The 16,760-nt window shown below is 74.1% G+C and carries 15 protein-coding genes and 1 pseudogene; 10 read left to right on the top strand and 6 right to left on the bottom strand.

Annotated features, from left to right (window positions below):
- Positions 1–471 precede the first annotated feature (471 nt).
- On the top strand, positions 472–2,610 hold the full coding sequence (locus ABT122_RS30790; RefSeq protein ID WP_351558967.1) for a HEAT repeat domain-containing protein: 2,139 nt from the start codon (positions 472–474) through the stop codon (positions 2,608–2,610).
- Between the two features lie 10 nt (positions 2,611–2,620).
- Here the strand turns inward: ABT122_RS30790 and ABT122_RS30785 are convergent, their stop codons facing one another.
- Entirely contained in the window at positions 2,621–3,271 is a 651-nt protein-coding gene (locus ABT122_RS30785; RefSeq protein WP_502976234.1) for a TIGR03086 family metal-binding protein, read from the bottom strand.
- A gap of 85 nt (positions 3,272–3,356) precedes the next feature.
- A complete protein-coding gene (locus ABT122_RS30780; protein ID WP_351558966.1) occupies positions 3,357–3,845 on the bottom strand; it encodes a beta-class carbonic anhydrase in 489 nt (162 codons plus the stop codon).
- A gap of 198 nt (positions 3,846–4,043) precedes the next feature.
- On the opposite strand from ABT122_RS30780, the gene ABT122_RS30775 reads away from it, so the two are divergent.
- Together ABT122_RS30775 and ABT122_RS30770 are read left to right on the top strand one after the other, a co-directional pair.
- Positions 4,044–5,732 carry a YfcC family protein gene (locus ABT122_RS30775; RefSeq protein ID WP_351558964.1) on the top strand — a complete coding sequence of 563 codons (1,689 nt, stop codon included), beginning with the start codon at positions 4,044–4,046 and terminating at the stop codon, positions 5,730–5,732.
- A gap of 148 nt (positions 5,733–5,880) precedes the next feature.
- On the top strand, positions 5,881–6,831 hold the full coding sequence (locus ABT122_RS30770; RefSeq protein WP_351558963.1) for a fibronectin type III domain-containing protein: 951 nt from the start codon (positions 5,881–5,883) through the stop codon (positions 6,829–6,831).
- A 114-nt stretch (positions 6,832–6,945) separates the two neighbouring features.
- Here the strand turns inward: ABT122_RS30770 and ABT122_RS30765 are convergent.
- Both ABT122_RS30765 and ABT122_RS30760 read right to left on the bottom strand, forming a co-directional pair.
- Positions 6,946–7,536: pseudogene (locus tag ABT122_RS30765) on the bottom strand (malate synthase A); the annotation flags it as partial.
- Positions 7,537–7,692: 156 nt separating this feature from the next.
- Entirely contained in the window at positions 7,693–8,319 is a 627-nt protein-coding gene (locus tag ABT122_RS30760) for a nucleotidyltransferase family protein (RefSeq protein WP_351558961.1), read from the bottom strand.
- A 212-nt stretch (positions 8,320–8,531) separates the two neighbouring features.
- On the opposite strand from ABT122_RS30760, the gene ABT122_RS30755 reads away from it, so the two are divergent.
- Positions 8,532–8,843: a DUF5955 family protein gene (locus tag ABT122_RS30755; protein WP_351558959.1), complete on the top strand. Its 312-nt coding sequence runs from the start codon at positions 8,532–8,534 to the stop codon at positions 8,841–8,843.
- Positions 8,844–8,958: 115 nt separating this feature from the next.
- Positions 8,959–9,651 (top strand): alpha/beta hydrolase, encoded by a 693-nt coding sequence (locus tag ABT122_RS30750; RefSeq protein WP_351558957.1) that lies wholly within the window; start codon positions 8,959–8,961, stop codon positions 9,649–9,651.
- Between the two features lie 213 nt (positions 9,652–9,864).
- On the opposite strand, the gene ABT122_RS30745 is transcribed toward ABT122_RS30750, so the two are convergent.
- Positions 9,865–10,677: an IclR family transcriptional regulator gene (locus ABT122_RS30745; protein WP_351558955.1), complete on the bottom strand. Its 813-nt coding sequence runs from the start codon at positions 10,675–10,677 to the stop codon at positions 9,865–9,867.
- Positions 10,678–10,978: 301 nt separating this feature from the next.
- Here ABT122_RS30745 and allB point away from each other — a divergent pair, with 301 nt between their 5' ends.
- The 3 genes from allB to ABT122_RS30730 all read left to right on the top strand — a co-directional run bounded on the left by allB (position 10,979) and on the right by ABT122_RS30730 (position 14,296).
- Entirely contained in the window at positions 10,979–12,325 is a 1,347-nt protein-coding gene (allB, locus tag ABT122_RS30740) for an allantoinase AllB (RefSeq protein ID WP_351558953.1), read from the top strand.
- The gene (gene alc / locus ABT122_RS30735) at positions 12,322–13,554 is read left to right on the top strand and encodes an allantoicase (RefSeq protein ID WP_351558951.1); all 1,233 of its coding nucleotides are present in this window, start codon (positions 12,322–12,324) and stop codon (positions 13,552–13,554) included. The genes allB and alc overlap by 4 nt, the downstream gene beginning before the upstream one ends.
- Before the next feature lie 130 nt (positions 13,555–13,684).
- On the top strand, positions 13,685–14,296 hold the full coding sequence (locus ABT122_RS30730) for a dihydrofolate reductase family protein (protein ID WP_351558949.1): 612 nt from the start codon (positions 13,685–13,687) through the stop codon (positions 14,294–14,296).
- Positions 14,297–14,371: 75 nt separating this feature from the next.
- On the opposite strand, the gene ABT122_RS30725 is transcribed toward ABT122_RS30730, so the two are convergent.
- Entirely contained in the window at positions 14,372–14,584 is a 213-nt protein-coding gene (locus ABT122_RS30725; protein WP_351558947.1) for a hypothetical protein, read from the bottom strand.
- Between the two features lie 145 nt (positions 14,585–14,729).
- Here ABT122_RS30725 and ABT122_RS30720 point away from each other — a divergent pair, with 145 nt between their 5' ends.
- Together ABT122_RS30720 and ABT122_RS30715 are read left to right on the top strand one after the other, a co-directional pair.
- Positions 14,730–15,959 carry a sensor histidine kinase gene (locus ABT122_RS30720; protein WP_351558945.1) on the top strand — a complete coding sequence of 410 codons (1,230 nt, stop codon included), beginning with the start codon at positions 14,730–14,732 and terminating at the stop codon, positions 15,957–15,959.
- Positions 15,956–16,636, top strand: a complete 681-nt coding sequence (locus tag ABT122_RS30715) for a response regulator transcription factor (RefSeq protein WP_351558943.1) — start codon at positions 15,956–15,958, stop codon at positions 16,634–16,636. The genes ABT122_RS30720 and ABT122_RS30715 overlap by 4 nt, the downstream gene beginning before the upstream one ends.
- Positions 16,637–16,760 lie beyond the last annotated feature (124 nt).

Genomic DNA, 16,760 nt, shown 5'->3' with positions numbered 1-16,760 from the left:
CACCTCAGCCCCTCCGGCGTTTGAGCCGCAGCACCCCAGCCCCTCCGGCGATTGAGCAGCACCACCTCAGCCCCTCCGGCGTTTGAGGAGCGGGGGTTCGGGGGCTGGCCCCCGACCGTGGCCCGCAGGATGCGGGGTCCTGTGGCACAGGGTCCGTCCTCAAGCGCCGGACGGGCTGGGTTTGCTCGGGCTGCCTGTGGCACAGGGTCCGTCCTCAAACGCCGGACGGGCTGGGTTTGCCGGACGGGCTGGGTTTGCTCGGGCTGCCCGGGGTGCGGGGTCCGTCCTCAAGCTCCCCCAGAGCTGCCTCTGGGAGGTGCCCCCAGACGGGCTGGAGTTGTGCGGGTCACCTGTGGTGCGGGGGCCGTCCTTGAGCTTCCCCAGAGCCCGTCCGGGAGGTACCCCGGACGGGCTGGAGACGCACAGGTGCGGGGCGGGGGGTTGTCAGACCCCCGTGGGATGCTCGGGAGCATGGACCGTGAGCAGCTTTTCGCAGATCTCGACCGCGTGCGCTGGCGCGACCTCGACCACGCCTACGGCGAGGCCGACGACCTGCCCGCCCTGCTCCGCGCGCTCGCGGCCGACGACGAGCGGGCGCAGGAAGCCCTGGAGGAGCTGTGGAGCACCATCCTCCACCAGGGCACGGTCTACGCGGCCACCGCCGAGACCGTCCCCTTCCTCGCCCGCCTCGCCTCCACCGGAACCCTCCCCGCCGAACTGCTCGCCCTCCTCGGCGGCATCGCCGAGAGCCGGGACGAGCACGGCACACCCCACCCCGGGTCCTGCCGCGCGGCCGTCGCCCGCCAGCTCCCCCTGATCCTCCCGCTGTTCGGCTCGGACGACCCCGAGGTGCGCGCCTCGGCCGTCTGGGCCGCCGGCCGCACCGGCTCCGTCGCGGCCCTGCCCGAGCTGCGCCGCCACTGGCGGTCGCGGGAGGAGCTCCCCTCGGTGCGGGCCGAGTTGCTCGCCGCCATCGCCGCGGTGGACCCGGCGGGCGGCGCGGCCGCCGCGTTGGCCGCCCTCACCCCCGACACCCCGGCCGAGCTGCGCGTCGTCGCCGTGCTGACCTCCCTGGACCTGGGCCTCGCCTGGACCCCCGCGCACCGGGAGGCGATGGTGTCGCTGCTGCCCGCCGGCCCGCATGTGGCCGGCCGTATCGACGCCGACCACGGCGAACCCCTCCACTACGCGGTGGACGCGCTGCTGCGCCGCGACACCGACGCCGACCGGACCGGGGCGTACGAGCTGATCGAGGCCGCGCTCCGGCTGCCGGACCCCGGGGCGCGGGCGGAGGCGCTCTGGGCGGCGGAGCACGCCTGCATGATCTCGCGCGGCGCCCCGGCCCGGCTGGCCCCCGCGCTGCTGGCCCTGATCGGGGACCCGTCGTCCACGGTCACGGCAGCCGCCCTGCCGGTCCTCGGCAAGCTCGGCGGACACGCGGCCCCGGCCGCCCCGCTGCTCGCCGCGCTCGCCGCCCCGGCCGGCGATCTCGCGGACCGGGCGCTCGAAGCGCTGCTCCGGATCGCGCCCGAACAGGCGGGCCCGCTCCTCGCCCGCGATCTGGACGGCAGGCCCCGCACGATGCGCGCGGTGACCGGTCGTCCCGGCCGCCTCCCCGCCCTCGGCATCCCCTACGCCACGGAGCTGCTGAACGCGATCCGCATCAGGCTCACCCGGATCGCCGGCGCCGACGACCCCGCCGCGGGCGACCCCGACGGCCTGGCCGGGCTGCTGCGGAGCTGGGGCCCCCGGGCCGCCGCCGCCCTGCCCGAGCTGTCGGCCCTCTGCGAGCGGTTTCCCACCGGGACGGCGGAAGCGCTCGCCGCGGTCTGTCCGCCGGAGCACCGGGAGGAGACCGCCGCTCTTCTGCGGCGTGCCGCCGCTGCCGAGTCGGCGCGGGCGGCGGGCCGCCGGGCGGCGGCCGAGGCCCTGCGGACCCTCACCGGGGAGACGGGCCCGCTGGTGAGCGCCCTCCAGGAGGCGCTGGCCGAGAGCCCGGACCCCGGGACGGCGCGGGCGGCCGGCGAGCTGGGCCCCGAGGGGAAGACGCTGGTCCCGGAGCTGCGGCGGGCCCTGACCCCACGGGGCCGGAAGCGCGTCGCCCATCAGCTGAACACCGACACGCAGGCCGCGCTGGCGCTGTGGCGGCTGACGGGCGAGGCCGAGGAGCCGGTGCGGGTGCTCGGGGGAGTGCTCGCGGAGGCGGCGGACGGGATGTGGACGCGCGGGGAGCTGGCGCTCGCGGCCCGCGCGGCCGGCTGCCTGGGCGCCGAGGCCACGTCCCTGGCCCCCGCCCTGGAGGGCCTGCTCGACGACCCCCGGCAGGCTCCGGGCGCCCTGCTCGCGCTGCACTCCATGGGTCAGCCGGCGGACCCGGTCCGGGCCGCCGGTCTGCTGCTTCTCTCGGCCGAGCTGGGCGTGGAGTGGGAGACGGCCCTGGAGGCCCTGGACACCCTCGGCCTGGTGGCACTGACCCCGGAGGTGACGGCCCGGCTCACCGCGCTCGCCGAGCGCGATCCGCGCGTGGTGGTCTCGGGCCCGGAGCCGGAGATCATCCCGGGTGACGAGCGGCTGCGCGCCCGCGCCCGGCAGTTGCTGGCACCCTCCTGACCCGCCCGGCTCAGCCCCCGGGGCGCCAGTCGGGCCGGCGCCCGCTCAGACCCACCACCCGGTCGAGCAGCGGCGCCGTGCCGGGGACCTCCACCACCGGCCCGAACATCCCGGCCCGGCCCGCGTCGTCCCCGTCCGGGCTCAGCAGCCGGTAGGAGGTGCGCAGACTCGACTCCGCGGGCGCGTACTCCTGTCCGGTGGCACGGGCCAGATCCCATCCGTGGACGACCAGCTCATTCACCGCCACCCGGCCGGCGATCCCGGCGGGCAGCTCCACATTCCCGGCCCGGGTCGTTCCCTCCCACGCTGCGGGCCGCTCCCAGGCCGCCGCCAGTTCGGTGAGCCGCCGGGGGAGCAGCGACCGCCACTCCTCGTCCAGCACCGGCAGCGATTCCCCCGGGTCGGTGTCGGTCGTCGGGCCGAACTCCTTCCGGGCCGCGTCGCGGAAGGCCGCGGAGAGCAGGGTGAGATGCCCGAGCAGCTCCCGTACGGCGTACCCGGGGCAGGGTGTGGGGTCCCCGAGCCGGTCGTCCCCGATCGCGTCGAGCAGCCGGGCCACTCCGTCGGCGGCCGGCCGCATTCCGGCGTCGTCGACCGGGTCGGGGGCGCCGGAGCGGTCGGAGGTGTGCGGGGTCGGTGGGGTCGGTGAGGTTTCGTCCATGCAAGAGGAGACCATCCCGGAGCCGGAAACTCATCTCCGCGCCGCCGCCTTCGGAACGGAATCCCCCGTGTGCCCCTGCCCGCCTTCACTTCACTTCCGTCAGCCTTCCGTCGGCCACGTCGAAAACGAATCCGCGGAGGGATTCCTTGTGCGGAATGGAGAGTTCGACCTCGATGCGCCGCACGGACTGCCGTACATCGTCCTCAAGGTCGCGGAAGGCCTCCGGAGCCCAGGAGGGACGGATTCCGGTGTCCCCTTCGATCTGCTGTTTGAATTCATCGTCCTTGAAGGTCAGCATTCCACAGTCGGTGTGGTGGATCAGCATGATCTTCCTGGTGCCGAGGAGCCGCTGGCTGATGGTCAGCGAGCGGAGTACGTCCTGGCTGACGACCCCTCCCGCGTTGCGGATCACATGCGCGTCGCCCTCCCGGAGCCCCAGAATCCGGTAGATGTCCATGCGGGCGTCCATGCAGGCGACAACCGCAAGCCGCCGGGCCGGCGGCAGCGCGAGCGGTCCCGAGAAGGCCGCCGCGTACGACACATTGTTCGAAACGTATTCATCGATGACGGACATGATTTCCTCGCACGTCGAATGACCCGGCCGAGCTCCCGGATTCCCACCGGGAAAGGTAGCGATCGAGAATTCGAACATGGAAGACCTCACCGGAAAATGTCACGGCGCGGCAACAATAGGAGCGCCGGACCCCTGTGATCCATTGTTCTCACTCACCTTGAGCCGAGCCGGCCGCACGGGCCGTGAGGGGGTCCAGCGATGTATCCGGAATCCGGGGCCGAAGGCCCGTCCGGCCCGCCGGCGACGGCCTCGGGACGGACCCCGGAGCACACCCCGCGGCGGACCGGGGAGCAGGCCGGGGAGCAGGCCGGGGAGCGGGCCGGAGGGCAGGGGCCGGGGCAGGCCCAGGGACCGCCTTCGGGACCGGCTCCCGGCGGGCCTCCCGACGGACCGGCGGACGGAGCGCGCAGGGCCTTCCCCAGCGCGCTCACCGTGCTGGTCCTGGTCACCCTCGCGGTCTGGGCGGTGGCCTTCCTCATTCCCCCGGGGTCCTACGACCACGACCCGGACGGCGCGCCCGTCGAGGGCACCTACCACCGGGTCGACAGCGGGCGGAGCCTCACCGACCGCCTCGGCGATCTCTTCCTCGCCCCGGTCAACGGCCTCTACGGCATCCAGGACCAGAGCTCCGGAGAGGTCGGCCCCGATCTCACCGGCGAGCTGTACGGGAGCGCCGGGGTCTTTCTCTTCGTCCTCGCCATCGGCGCCTTCATCACCGTGGTCTTCGCCACCGGCGCACTCGACCTCGGCATCGCCCGTCTCGCCCACCGGCTGCGCGAGCGCGGTGCCCTGCTGATCGCCGGGGTGATGCTGGTCTTCTCCCTCCTCGGCACCGTCGAGGGCTTCGCCGAGGAGACCCTCGGCTTCTACGGGCTGATCGTGCCCCTGATGCTCGCCCTCGGCTACGACCGGATGGTGGCGACCGGCACCATCATCCTGGGCGCGGGCATCGGGGTGCTCTGCTCCACCGTCAACCCCTTCGCCACGGGGGTCGCCTCCTCCGCCGCGAACATCTCCGTCGGCGACGGCATCGCGCTGCGGGCCGCGATGTGGGTGGTCCTCACGGCGGTGACGATCGGTTACGTCGTCCACTACGCGCGGCGCGTCCGCCGGAACCCGGACCGCTCCCTCTCCGGCTTTCTCCCCGGCGACCGCGAGCACGCCGTGGCCCGGGAGGAAGCGGGCGCCCCGCCGGAACTGACCGCCCTCCACCGGACCGTACTGATCGTGGTCGCCCTGGTCTTCACCTTCATGATCTTCTCGGTGGTCCCCTGGGCGAGCGCCCTGAGCGGTGACGCGGACGCGGACCCGTACGGCTTCGAACTCGGCTGGTCCTTCCCCCAGCTGGCGGCGCTCTACCTGGTCGCCGCCGTCCTGGTGGGGCTGATCGCCCGCTTCGGCGAGCAGCGGCTCAGCGCCACCGTGGTCCAGGGGGCGGCGGACTTCATCTCCCCGGCGCTGGTGATCGTGCTCGCCCGGGGGGTCACGGTCATCATGACCAACGCGCAGGTCACCGACACCGTGCTGCACTCCATCGAGGGCGTGGTGCGCGGTACTTCCTCGGGGCTCTTCGCGGTCATCGTCTTCGTCGTCAACCTCCCGCTGTCCTTTCTCATCCCCTCCACCTCGGGCAACGCCACCCTGACGATGCCGATTCTCGCCCCGCTCGCCGACTTCGCCGGGGTCTCGCGGGCCGTGGTGGTGACGGCGTGGCAGTCGGCGAGCGGCTGGATGAACCTCTGGGTCCCCACCACGGCGGTCACCATCGGCGGGGTGGCGCTGGCGAAGGTGGGATACGACCGGTATCTGCGGTTCGTCTGGCCGCTGCTGGCCATTCTGGCGGTACTGATCTGCGGATTCCTGGTGGCCGGCGCGAACCTGACCTGAGCGGTGGCCGAGGGGCGGCCGAGCGGCGGTGGCCGACCGTGGGCCGACCGTGGGCCGACCGGGAAATCCCGGTGAGGTCTTGATGTACGGACGTCCGGTGTGTCATATAGGTCTGGACCATTCTCGTCCGCTTGCGGAGGTCCCACCCGTGCAACGTCCCCCCACACTCCTCGCGCTGGCCGTTCTGACCGCGCTCACCCTCACCGCCTGCGGAGGTGACGACAAGGACACCGAGTCCCCCACGACTCCGTCCGGTGTCACCGCGCAGGCGGGCAGCGCCACTTCCGTCCATGTGATGTGGGAGAAGTCCTCCGACAACCGGGCCGTCACCGGCTACGAGGTGTTCCAGAAGGGCAAGAAGGTCCACTCCCTGCCCGCGACCAAGACCATGGTCGACGTCGACCGGCTGAAGCCCAGCACCGCGTACAGCTTCACCGTGCGGGCCCGGGACGCGGAGGGCAATCTCTCCGAGCCCAGCCCGGCGATAGCCGTGACCACGCCCAAGCCCACCCCCGAGGACAAGAAGCCGCCGACCCGGCCGGTGCGGCTCAAGGGCGAACTGGACGGCAAGCGGGCCGTCGTCCTCACCTGGGGCAAGGCCACCGACAACACGGCCGTCACCTCGTACGACATCTACCAGGAGGACTCCCGTGTCCACAGCGTCGCGGGCACCGAGTCCCGTGCCAGGGTCACCGGGCTGCGCCCCGGCACCGTCTACACCTTCACGGTGCGGGCGCGGGACGCGGGGGAGAACTCCTCGCCGGACAGCAACGCCGTGGATCTGACCACCGCCGCCGACCCCGGCGAGGGCCCCAGCACGGCCCCCACCGATCTGCGGGCCGAGGTCCGCAAGGGCAGCATCGAACTGAGCTGGACCCCGCCGAAGGCCGACGGCGAGATCGACTCCCATGAGCTGTATCTCAACGGGAAGCCCGCGACCACCATCGTCTGGGGCGCCATGCCGGCGGACGGCAAGGCGAAGTACACCATGACCGTCACCGAACCGGCCGGCACCCGCTACAGCATCAAGCTCCGGGCGAAGCTCCCCGACGGCAAGTGGGGCGACTTCTCGGCCCAGCGGACGGTCGTCGTCCGCTGAATCGACTCGCGGTGTCCGCCCCGGCCCGGGGGGCGGGGCGGGCACCGCGGAGTTCAGCCGCCGGCCGGGGCGGCGGAGGCGAGGGCCCGGCCGGCCGAGCAGCCGTTCAGCCGGTCAGCCGGTCAGCCGTTCATGGGCGGGCAGGGTCGGAAAGCCGGCGCGGCTCTCGTCCGGGGCGACCGTCAGCGGCAGATCGTGGGCCTCCCGCCACTTGCCCTCCGCGAAGGCGGTCTCTCCGAGTTCGGCGCGCAGGGCGTCGAGTTCCCCGGCGGCGGTGCGGCGGGTCAGCTCGGCGGCGGCCGTCTCGCCGGTCTCGAAGACCACCCCGGCGTTGATCCACTGCCAGAGCTGGGAGCGGGAGATCTCGGCGGTGGCCACATCCTCCATCAGACCGAGGACGGCGACCGCGCCCGTGCCGCGCAGCCAGGACTCGATGTGACGGACGCCGACCCGGACCGCGTTGCGCGGCCCGTCGAGGGTCGGCCGGGCGTCGGGCGAGTCGACGGCGATCAGCTCAGCCGCCGTGACCGCGACCTCCTCGCGCAGCCGGTCCTTCCGATGGGGCCGGTCGCCGAGGACCGCGTCGAAGGACGCCTGTGCCAGAGGCACCAGATCCGGGTGCGCCACCCAGGAGCCGTCGAAGCCGTCGGCCGCCTCCCGGTCCTTGTCCGCCCTGACCTTCTCGAAGGCGATCCGGTTCGCTTCCTTGGGATTGTGCGGGGTCCTGTGGTGCGGGGTCCGTCCTCAAACTCCCCCAGAGCTGCCTCTGGGAGGGGCCCCCAGAGGGGCTTGGTTCGCCCCCAGGGCCCGGGTGGGCCGGGGGTGGTCGAGTTGTGTGTGGTGCGGGGGCGCTCGTGGTCGTCATCCCAGGCGGGTGAGATCCTCGGGGGTGTCGATGTCGTACGGCTCGGCGACATCCCCGCACTCGACCAGCCGAAGCACACCGGAGTGCGCCTCCAGATATCCCCGGGCCCCCCGATCGCCCACCGCCCCCGCCCCCACCGCCCCCCAGTGCCCCGCCCCGATGAGCACCGGATGGCCGCGCTCGCCGCCGTACGAGGCCGTCGCCAGGGTCCCGGGGGAGCGGTACGCGCCCCTGACGCGGGCGACCGCAGCCGCCCCGATGCCCGGCTGGTCCACCAGCAGCACCAGGGCCGCCCCCGCTCCCGTCCCCGCGAGGGAGGCGAGCCCGGCCCGCAGCGACGAGCCCATCCCCGTGGCCCAGTCCGGGTTGTCGACCAGCACACAGCCGCCGAACTCCGCCTCCGCCCGCACCCGGTCCGCCGCCGCGCCCACCACCACGTGCACCGGGCCGCAGCCGCCCGCGCGCAGGGTCCGTGCGGCGTGCTCGGCCAGCGGACGGCCCCGGTGGCTGAGCAGTGCCTTCGGCCGGCCGCCGAGCCGCCGTCCGCCGCCCGCGGCGAGCAGCAGCCCGGCGACGGCCCGGCCGGACGAGGGGAGTGGGGGTGAGGGCTGCGGTGAGGTCATGGGGACACCCTGTCGCACGACCGGCGCGGAAAGCGGCAGGGCGGCGCGGCCGGGGCCGCGATACCGGGGGTTCGTCCAGCCGTCACCGTGAATTCGGTCCGCGGAGTGGCGCTCACCGAGTGAGATGGCGTTAACTTGCCCGCAACTCAGGGTGGTTGACCGTCGACTGACGGTCGTGGGGACCGTCCCCGGGGTGTGCGAGGGGGAGTGCTTTGTTGCGGAGCGTGGGACAGACGCCGGTGACAGGGAGCGGGAAGGACCCGCGGGCGGCGGCGCTGGGAGCCGCGGTCTCCCGGTTGCGCCGGGAGCTGGCGGGCCATCCGGGGCGGCTCCCCGACCGGGGGATCGCGGACGACGAACTCGCCGTGCTGGCCACGATGGCGGCATCGGGCACGCCCGACATTCCGCGGATGCGGCGCTCGCTGCTGCTGATCGCGGGTGCGATCGGCTCGGTGAGCGCGCTGGGGCCGGCCCTGATGCAGGTGCGGCACGCGGTGGACCTCTTCGGCGGAGGCGGCCGGTAGCCTCCCGGCGGTCCGCCCGGGCCGGCCCCCGTCAGCGGTGGCGGGCCCGGCGCGGGCGTTTTAGCGTGGGGAGGAAAGCGTCAAAACGACCTTCTAGCACGCAAGGGAAGCCGCTATGGCCGATAAGCCGGCAATCGTTCTGGTGCATGGGTTCTGGGGAGGCGCGGCCCACTGGGGGAAGGTGATCCTGGAGCTGAGGAACCGTGGCTACGGCTCCCTCTACGCGGTGGAGAATCCGCTCACCTCGCTGGCCGAGGACGCCGAGCGCACCCGCAAGATGGTGAAGCAGGTGGACGGACCGGTCGTTCTCGTGGGCCACTCCTACGGCGGCGCGGTCATCACCGAGGCCGGCGATCTGCCCAATGTCGTGGGTCTGGTCTATGTCGCGGCGTTCGCACCCGACGCGGGGGAGAGCCCGGGGCAGATCAGCCAGGAGAACCCTCCGGCGGCCTTCGAGAACCTCGCACCCGACTCCGACGGCTATCTCTGGATCAAGCAGGACAAGTTCCACTGGAGCTTCGGCCAGGACCTCGGCGACGACGAGGCGACGATCATGGCGATCACGCAGAAGGCGCCGCTCGCCTCCACCTTCGGCGACAACATCACCGCCCCGGCGTGGCGGAAGAAGCCCACCTGGTACCAGGTCTCCACCAGCGACCGCATGATCCACCCGGACAACGAGCGCCGGATGGCCGAGCGGATGTCGCCGCGCAAGATCATCGAACTCGACGCCAGCCACGCGTCGCTGGCCTCCCACCCGAGGGAGATCAGCGATCTGATCGAGGCGGCGGCGGCCGAGGCGTCCTGAGGCGCGGACCCGCCGCGACCGAGGCGACGAGGAGCGGGCGGGGACCCGGGAGAGCGACCGGGTTCCCGCCCTTCCCGCTGCCCCGCCCCGCCGTCCATCCGCGCTCGTGGTCCTCGCCCCGTGGCTCATCCGCGCTCGTGGCGCCCGCGCCCCGGGCCCGTGCCCGCGCTTGAGCGCTCGCCCCCGGTCCGTACCCGCGCTGGTGGTGCTCTCTCAGCCCGTGGCCGTGGCGGCCGTGCCCGCGCTCGTCAGCACCGCCGACAGCTCCCTGGCGACCTCCTGGAGCACCGGAACGATCCGTACCGTCACCGCGTCCGTCACCCGCCCGGCCGGGCCGGAGATCGAAATGGCCGCCGCCGTCGGCGCGTTGGGCACCGGGACCGCGAGACAGCGCACCCCGATCTCCTGCTCGCTGTCGTCCACCGCGTACCCATGCCGCCGCACCTGCTCCAGCGCCTCCAGGAAGGCGTCCGGGCTGGTGATCGTCTTCTCGGTGGCGGCCGGCATTCCGGTCCTGGCCAGCAGCGCCCGTACCGCATCGGGCGGCGATCCCGCGAGCAGCGCCTTGCCGACCCCGGTGGAGTGGGGCAGCACCCGCCGCCCGACCTCGGTGAACATCCGCATCGAGTGCTTGGACGGCACCTGCGCCACATAGACGATCTCATCGCCGTCGAGCAGGGCCATATTGGCCGTCTCGCCGGTCTCCTCCACCAGCCGGGCGAGATGGGGACGGGCCCAGGTGCCCAGCAGCCGGGACGCGGACTCGCCCAGCCGGATCAGCCGGGGCCCGAGCGCATAGCGGCGGTTGGGCTGCTGGCGGACATAGCCGCAGGCCACCAGTGTGCGCATCAGCCGGTGAATGGTGGGCAGCGGCAGACCGCTGCTGACGGACAGCTCACTCAGCCCGACCTCGCCGCCCGCGTCGGCCATCCTCTCCAGCAGGTCGAAGGCCCGCTCCAGGGACTGCACACCGCCGTTGCCGGCGGACTTGGCGGCATCGGAGGCACTGGCGCTGGACGTCGGCACGGGTGACGGTCCTTTCGAGCGGACGGACAAGGGAGCAGCCTACCGGGCCCGGTGTCCCCGGCACCGCGCCGTCCGGCGGGCGTCCGGGCCGGTCGGAGGGTGTCCGCCCGGCCCGGACCGCCCGCGCCGGGAGGGTGTCCGCCCGGCCGCGGCGGCCCGCGCCGGAAGGGTTGCCGCGGGGGCGTCGGCAGTCTTGACGGGGGGCGGAGCCCGGGTGAGACTCCATCAGCGGTTCGTTCAACAGTTCGTAGAACTGCACGGCGAGTTGCCGGGCGCGCGGGGAGCGGCGAGAGGGGGACGGGTGGCGGCGGTCGGCGAGGTGACCCTGCTGGTGCGCTCCACCCGGGTGGTCACTCCCCGGGGCACCCTGCCCGCCTCGGTCGCCGTCGCCGGCGACAGGATCGCCGCGGTACTGCCGTACGGCGCCGGAGCCGGGCCCGCCACCCGGGTCGAGGACGTCGGCGACGACGCCGTACTCCCCGGTCTGGTCGACACCCACGTCCATGTGAACGACCCGGGCCGCACCGCGTGGGAGGGGTTTCCCAGCGCCACCCGGGCCGCCGCGGCCGGCGGGGTCACCACCCTGATCGACATGCCCCTCAACTCCCTCCCGCCGACGACCACGGTCGGCGCCCTGCGGACCAAACAGGCGGTGGCCCGCCCCGGGGTGCGGGTCGATACCGGCTTCTGGGCCGGTGCGGTGCCCGGCAACACCGGCGAGCTGCGCGCCCTGCACGACGCCGGGGTCTTCGGCTTCAAATGCTTTCTGTCACCGTCCGGGGTACCGGAGTTCCCGGAGCTGCCACCGGCCGAGCTGGCCCGCGCCCTGACGGAGATCGCCGGCTTCGGCGGGCTGCTGATCGTGCACGCGGAGGACCCGGAGCGGCTGACGCCCCAGCGGCCGGGCCCCCGGTACACGGACTTCCTCGTCTCCCGCCCCCGCGCCGCCGAGAACAGCGCCGTCGCCCGGCTCATCGCGCTGGCCCGCCGTCTCGGCGCCCGGGTCCACATCCTCCATCTCTCCTCGGGCGACGCCCTGCCGCTGATCAAGGCGGCCCGCGCCGACGGCGTACGGATATCCGCCGAGACCTGCCCCCACTTCCTCACCCTCACCGCCGAGGAGATCCCCGACGGGGCGACGGAGTTCAAGTGCTGCCCGCCCATCAGGGAGGCCGCCAACCGGGACGCCCTCTGGGCGGGCCTCGCCGACGGCACCATCGACTGCGTCGTCTCCGACCACTCGCCCTGCACCACCGACCTCAAGTCCCCGGACTTCGCCACCGCGTGGGGCGGTATCTCCTCGCTCCAGCTGGGCCTGCCCGTGCTCTGGACCGAGGCCCGCCGGCGCGGGCACACCCTCGACGACCTGGCCCGCTGGATGTCCCGGGGGCCCGCGCTCCTCGCCGGGCTCGCGGGCAAGGGGGCCATCGAGCCGGGCCGGGACGCCGACTTCGCGGTCCTCGCCCCCGAGGAGACCTTCACCGTCGACCCCGCGCGGCTCCACCACCGCAACCCGGTCACGGCCTACGCGGGCAGAACCCTCCATGGAGTCGTCCGCTCCACCTGGCTGCGCGGCAGGCGCGTCGCGGCGGACGGCACCCCGGGCGGCCCGGCCGGCCGGCTGCTCGAAAGGAGCGACGGACCATGACCCCCTCCCCCTCCGATCCCCCCTCCGATTCCCCCTCCGAGGGCCCGGCGGCCCCCTCCGCCGACGGCCCCGGCGCCCCCGCCCGCTTCACCGGGGACGCCCGCCCCTACACCGGCGGCGATCCGTACGCCGACTACCGCGCCGCGCCCCTCCCCTTCACCCACCACACCGACCTCGCCGACCGCCGTCTCGGCGCCGGGGTCCTCGCCGCCAACGATGAGTTCTTCGCCCAGCGCGAGAATCTGCTGCTCCCCGGCCCCGCCGTCTTCGAACCCGGGCTCTTCGGCCACAAGGGCAAGATCATGGACGGCTGGGAGACCCGCCGGCGCCGGGGCCCCTCCACCGGCCGGCCGCACCCGGCCGGCGACGACCACGACTGGGCGCTGATCCGGCTGGGCGCCCCCGGCGTGGTCCACGGGATCGTGGTCGACACCGCGCACTTCCGGGGCAACCACCCCCGGTCCGTCTCCGTCGAGGCCACCGCCGTGACCGGTACCCCCGCGCCGGAGGAGCTGGGGAGCCCGGAGGTGACCTGGACGCCGCTCGTCCCCCGTACCGTCGTCGGCGGCCACGCCGCCAACGGATTCACCGTCACCGCCGGGCGCCGCTTCACCCATCTGCGGCTCCGCCAGTACCCCGACGGCGGCATCGCGCGGCTGCGGGTGCACGGGGAGGTCGTGCCCGACCCGGAGTGGCTCGGGGCGCTCGGCACCTTCGACCTGGTGGCGCTGGAGCACGGCGGACGGGTGACGGACGCCTCCGACCGTTTCTACTCCCCGCCGGAGAACACCATCCGTCCCGGGCGCTCCCGCCGGATGGACGACGGCTGGGAGACCCGCCGCCGCAGGGACGGCGGCGGCGACTGGATTCGCTACCGGCTCACGGAGCGGGCCCGTATCCGCGCGGTGGAGATCGACACCGCGTATCTGCTGGGGAACAGCGCCGGCTGGGCACGGCTCTCGGTGCGCGACGGCGACCACGACGGCGACGGCGGCGACGGACGCGGCGGTGGCGGTGAGGGCGGCGGCGCTTGGTCCGAACTGCTGCCGATGACCCGGCTCCAGCCCGACACCAACCACCGCTTCGTCCTCCCGGAGCCGCGGGTGGGGGATGGTGTACGCATCGACATCCACCCGGACGGAGGGATCGCGCGGCTGCGGGTCCTCGGGGAGCTGACGGACGACGGAGCGGCCCGGCTCCGGGAGCGCCACCGGCTCCTCGGCGGCTGAGCCGCCGCACCCGCCCGAGGGAGGCTCCGCCCCGGCCCGGCCGATGAGTTCCGGCCCCCGGCCGGGCCGGAACCGGCGACCGCACCGCGCGGCCCGGCTGATCCGCACCTCACGGAAGCAGGCACCCGCCATGGCCCAGCTCACTCTCACCACGTTCGTCACCCTCGACGGGGTCATGCAGGGCCCCGGCGGCCCCGACGAGGACCGCAGAGGCGGCTTCGAGCGGGGCGGCTGGTCCGTGCCGTACGGGGACGAGGACTTCGGCGCCTTCGTGACCGAGGTCTTCGACCGGGCCGGGGCGTTCCTCCTCGGACGGCAGACCTACGAGATCTTCGCCGGGTACTGGCCGAAGGTGACCGACCCCGGCAACCCGATCGCCTCCCGGCTGAACACCCTCCCCAAGTACGTGGCGTCGACCACGCTCACCTCCGCCGACTGGCACAACACCACCGTCATCGGCGGCGGCGACCTCGCCGAGGAGGTCGCCGCGGTGAAGGCCCGTACGGAGGGCGAGGTGCAGGTCCACGGCAGCGGGCGGCTCGCCCGGTCGCTGCTGGAGCGGGATCTGGTGGACAACCTCCATCTGCTCGTGTTCCCCGTGGTCATCGGTCAGGGGCTGCGGCTCTTCGCCGAGGGGGCCACCCCCACCGCCTTCCGCCACACGGCCGCCCGCACCACCGCGTCGGGCGTCGCCATCCTCAGCTACGCGCAGGCGGGCCGCCCCGCGTACGGCTCGTACTGACGCCGTACCGACGCGGTACCGACGCCGTACGAGAGACCGCGCTCCCGGGTGCCCGGCGCGCCCGGGAGCCCTCGGTCACCTCATCCGGTCGCCGATCATCAGCAGGGCGAACCCCACCACGGCCACCACCACATTGGCGAAGATCACCTGGTCCTCCGGAACGCCGATGCCCTCCGTGAGGAACCGGGTGAACCCCAGGAAGGTGAACCAGCCCGTCAGCTCCCGGAGCACCCCGCACCCACCGCCGAGCAGCAGCAGAAAACCCGCACCTTCGAGAATCCTCTTCATGCGCCGATCCTGGAGCGCCCGGCCGGAGCGCCGCGTCGGCCCTCCGGATGGGCCGCCCGGCCGAAAGTCTCCCGTTCCCCGACTTTGGTAGCTTTCCGCCGCCGGTGGCACGGTCCGCCCGCGCCCGGTGCGTAGGTTGTTCGATATGACCCGTACGGAATACCGCTGGCTGCTCCCCTCGGCCATGGCGGACCCCCCTGTCGCGGAACTCGCGGGCGACCCGGCCCCGGGCAGACCGCGGCGGACCGTGCGCGACTGGCTCATCGACACCCTGGTCTTCCTGCTCGCCGCCGGCGTGGGACTGGCCGCCGCCGAGGCCAGCGGTGAGATCAACGGCTCGCACGCGATCGTCGTCTTCGACCAGCTGCTCGGTGCCGCGGCCTGCTGCGCGCTGTGGCTGCGCCGCCGCTGGCCGGTGGGGCTCGCCCTGGCCCTCGCGGTCGCCGGCGCGCTGACGCCCGTCGCGGGCGGGGCGTTCGTGGCCAGCCTCTTCAGCGTCGCCGTGCACCGCCCGTTCCGGCCCGTCGCCCTCGTCGGGGCGGTCGGTCTGGTGACCGCAGTCATCCAGCCGCTCCTGCGTCCCGATCCCACCCTCAGCGTCCTCGGCTCGATCATCGCCGGGGTGGTGATGACCCTGCTCGCCATGGGCTGGGGCATGCTCGTCCGCTCCCGCCGGCAGCTCGTCGTCGTGCTGCGCGAGCGCGCCCACCGGGCGGAGGCCGATGCGGAGCTGCGGGCCGAGCGGGCCCAGCGGCTCGCCCGCGAGGCCATCGCCCGTGAGATGCACGATGTGCTCGCCCACCGGCTGACGCTGCTGAGCGTGCACGCCGGAGCGCTGGAGTTCCGGCCGGACGCGCCGCCCGCCGAGGTCGCCCGTGCCGCCGGGGTGATCCGCGACAGCGCGCACGAGGCGCTCCAGGACCTGCGGCAGATCATCGGCGTGCTGCGCACCCCCGGCGAGGCCGAGGCGGGCGACCGGCCCCAGCCGACCCTCGCCACTCTCGACGCCCTGATCGCCGAGTCCCGGGCCGCCGGGATGACGGTCGTCCTCGACAACCGCATCCCCGACCCCGCCGCCGTCCCCGCGGCCACCGGGCGCACCGTCTACCGCATCGCCCAGGAGGGCCTGACCAACGCCCGCAAGCACGCCCCCGGAGCGGAGGTCACCGTCGCGGTCACCGGCCGCCCCGGCGAGGGGGTCACCGTGGCGGTCGACAACCCGGCCCCCGTCGGCGAGGTCCGCGCGGTGCCCGGCTCGGGGCAGGGGCTCATCGGCCTCACCGAGCGGGCCACCCTCGCCGGCGGAAGCCTCCGGCACGGCCGCACGGGTGACGGCGGGTTCCGGGTCCGGGCCTGGCTACCGTGGGCCGCATGACTATCCGGTTGCTCGTTGTCGACGACGATCCCCTGGTGCGCGCGGGGCTCTCCCTCATGCTCGGTGGCGCGGAGGATCTGCTGATCGTGGGGGAGGGGGCGGACGGCGCCGAGGTTCCGGCGCTGGTCGACCGGCTGGCACCCGATGTGGTGCTGATGGACATCCGGATGCCGGCGGTGGACGGGCTGACGGCCACGGAGGAGCTGCGCCGCCGCCCCGAGGCCCCGCAGGTCCTCCTCCTCACCACCTTCCACGCCGATGAACAGGTGCTGCGGGCCCTGCGCGCCGGGGCCGCGGGTTTCGTCCTCAAGGACACCCCGCCCGCGCAGATCGTGGAGGCGGTCCGGCGGGTGGCGGCCGGTGATCCGGTGCTCTCCCCGGCGGTCACCCGTCAGCTGATGTCCCATGTCGCGGGCCGGGGGCAGGACCGGGGCGCCGATCCGCGCGGGCGGTCGGCGGCGCGGCGGCTGGGGGCGCTGGCCGAGCGGGAGCGGGAGGTGGCGGTCGCGGTGGGCCGGGGCCAGTCCAACGCGGAGATCGCGGCGGCCCTCTATATGAGCGTGCCGACCGTGAAAACCCATGTCTCGCGCATTCTCGCCAAACTCGGCCTCAACAACCGGGTCCAGATCGCGCTGCTCGCCCATGACGCGGGCCTCCTTGAGCAGAAGGAGGAGTAAGGAGGGCTGAGACGGGCCGGCCCCTCCCGTGTCCGCCCCCCCCGGGGGGGCCCCCCCGGCGGGCCCCCGGGGGGGCGGGCCCCCCCCGGGCCCCCGCCCGGGGGACACACCGCCCGCCCGCCCC

This window comes from Streptomyces sp. NPDC001985, from assembly GCF_040296845.1.
Taxonomy (GTDB): Bacteria; Actinomycetota; Actinomycetes; order Streptomycetales; family Streptomycetaceae; genus Streptomyces.
This window is presented reverse-complemented; position numbering and strand designations above follow the sequence as displayed.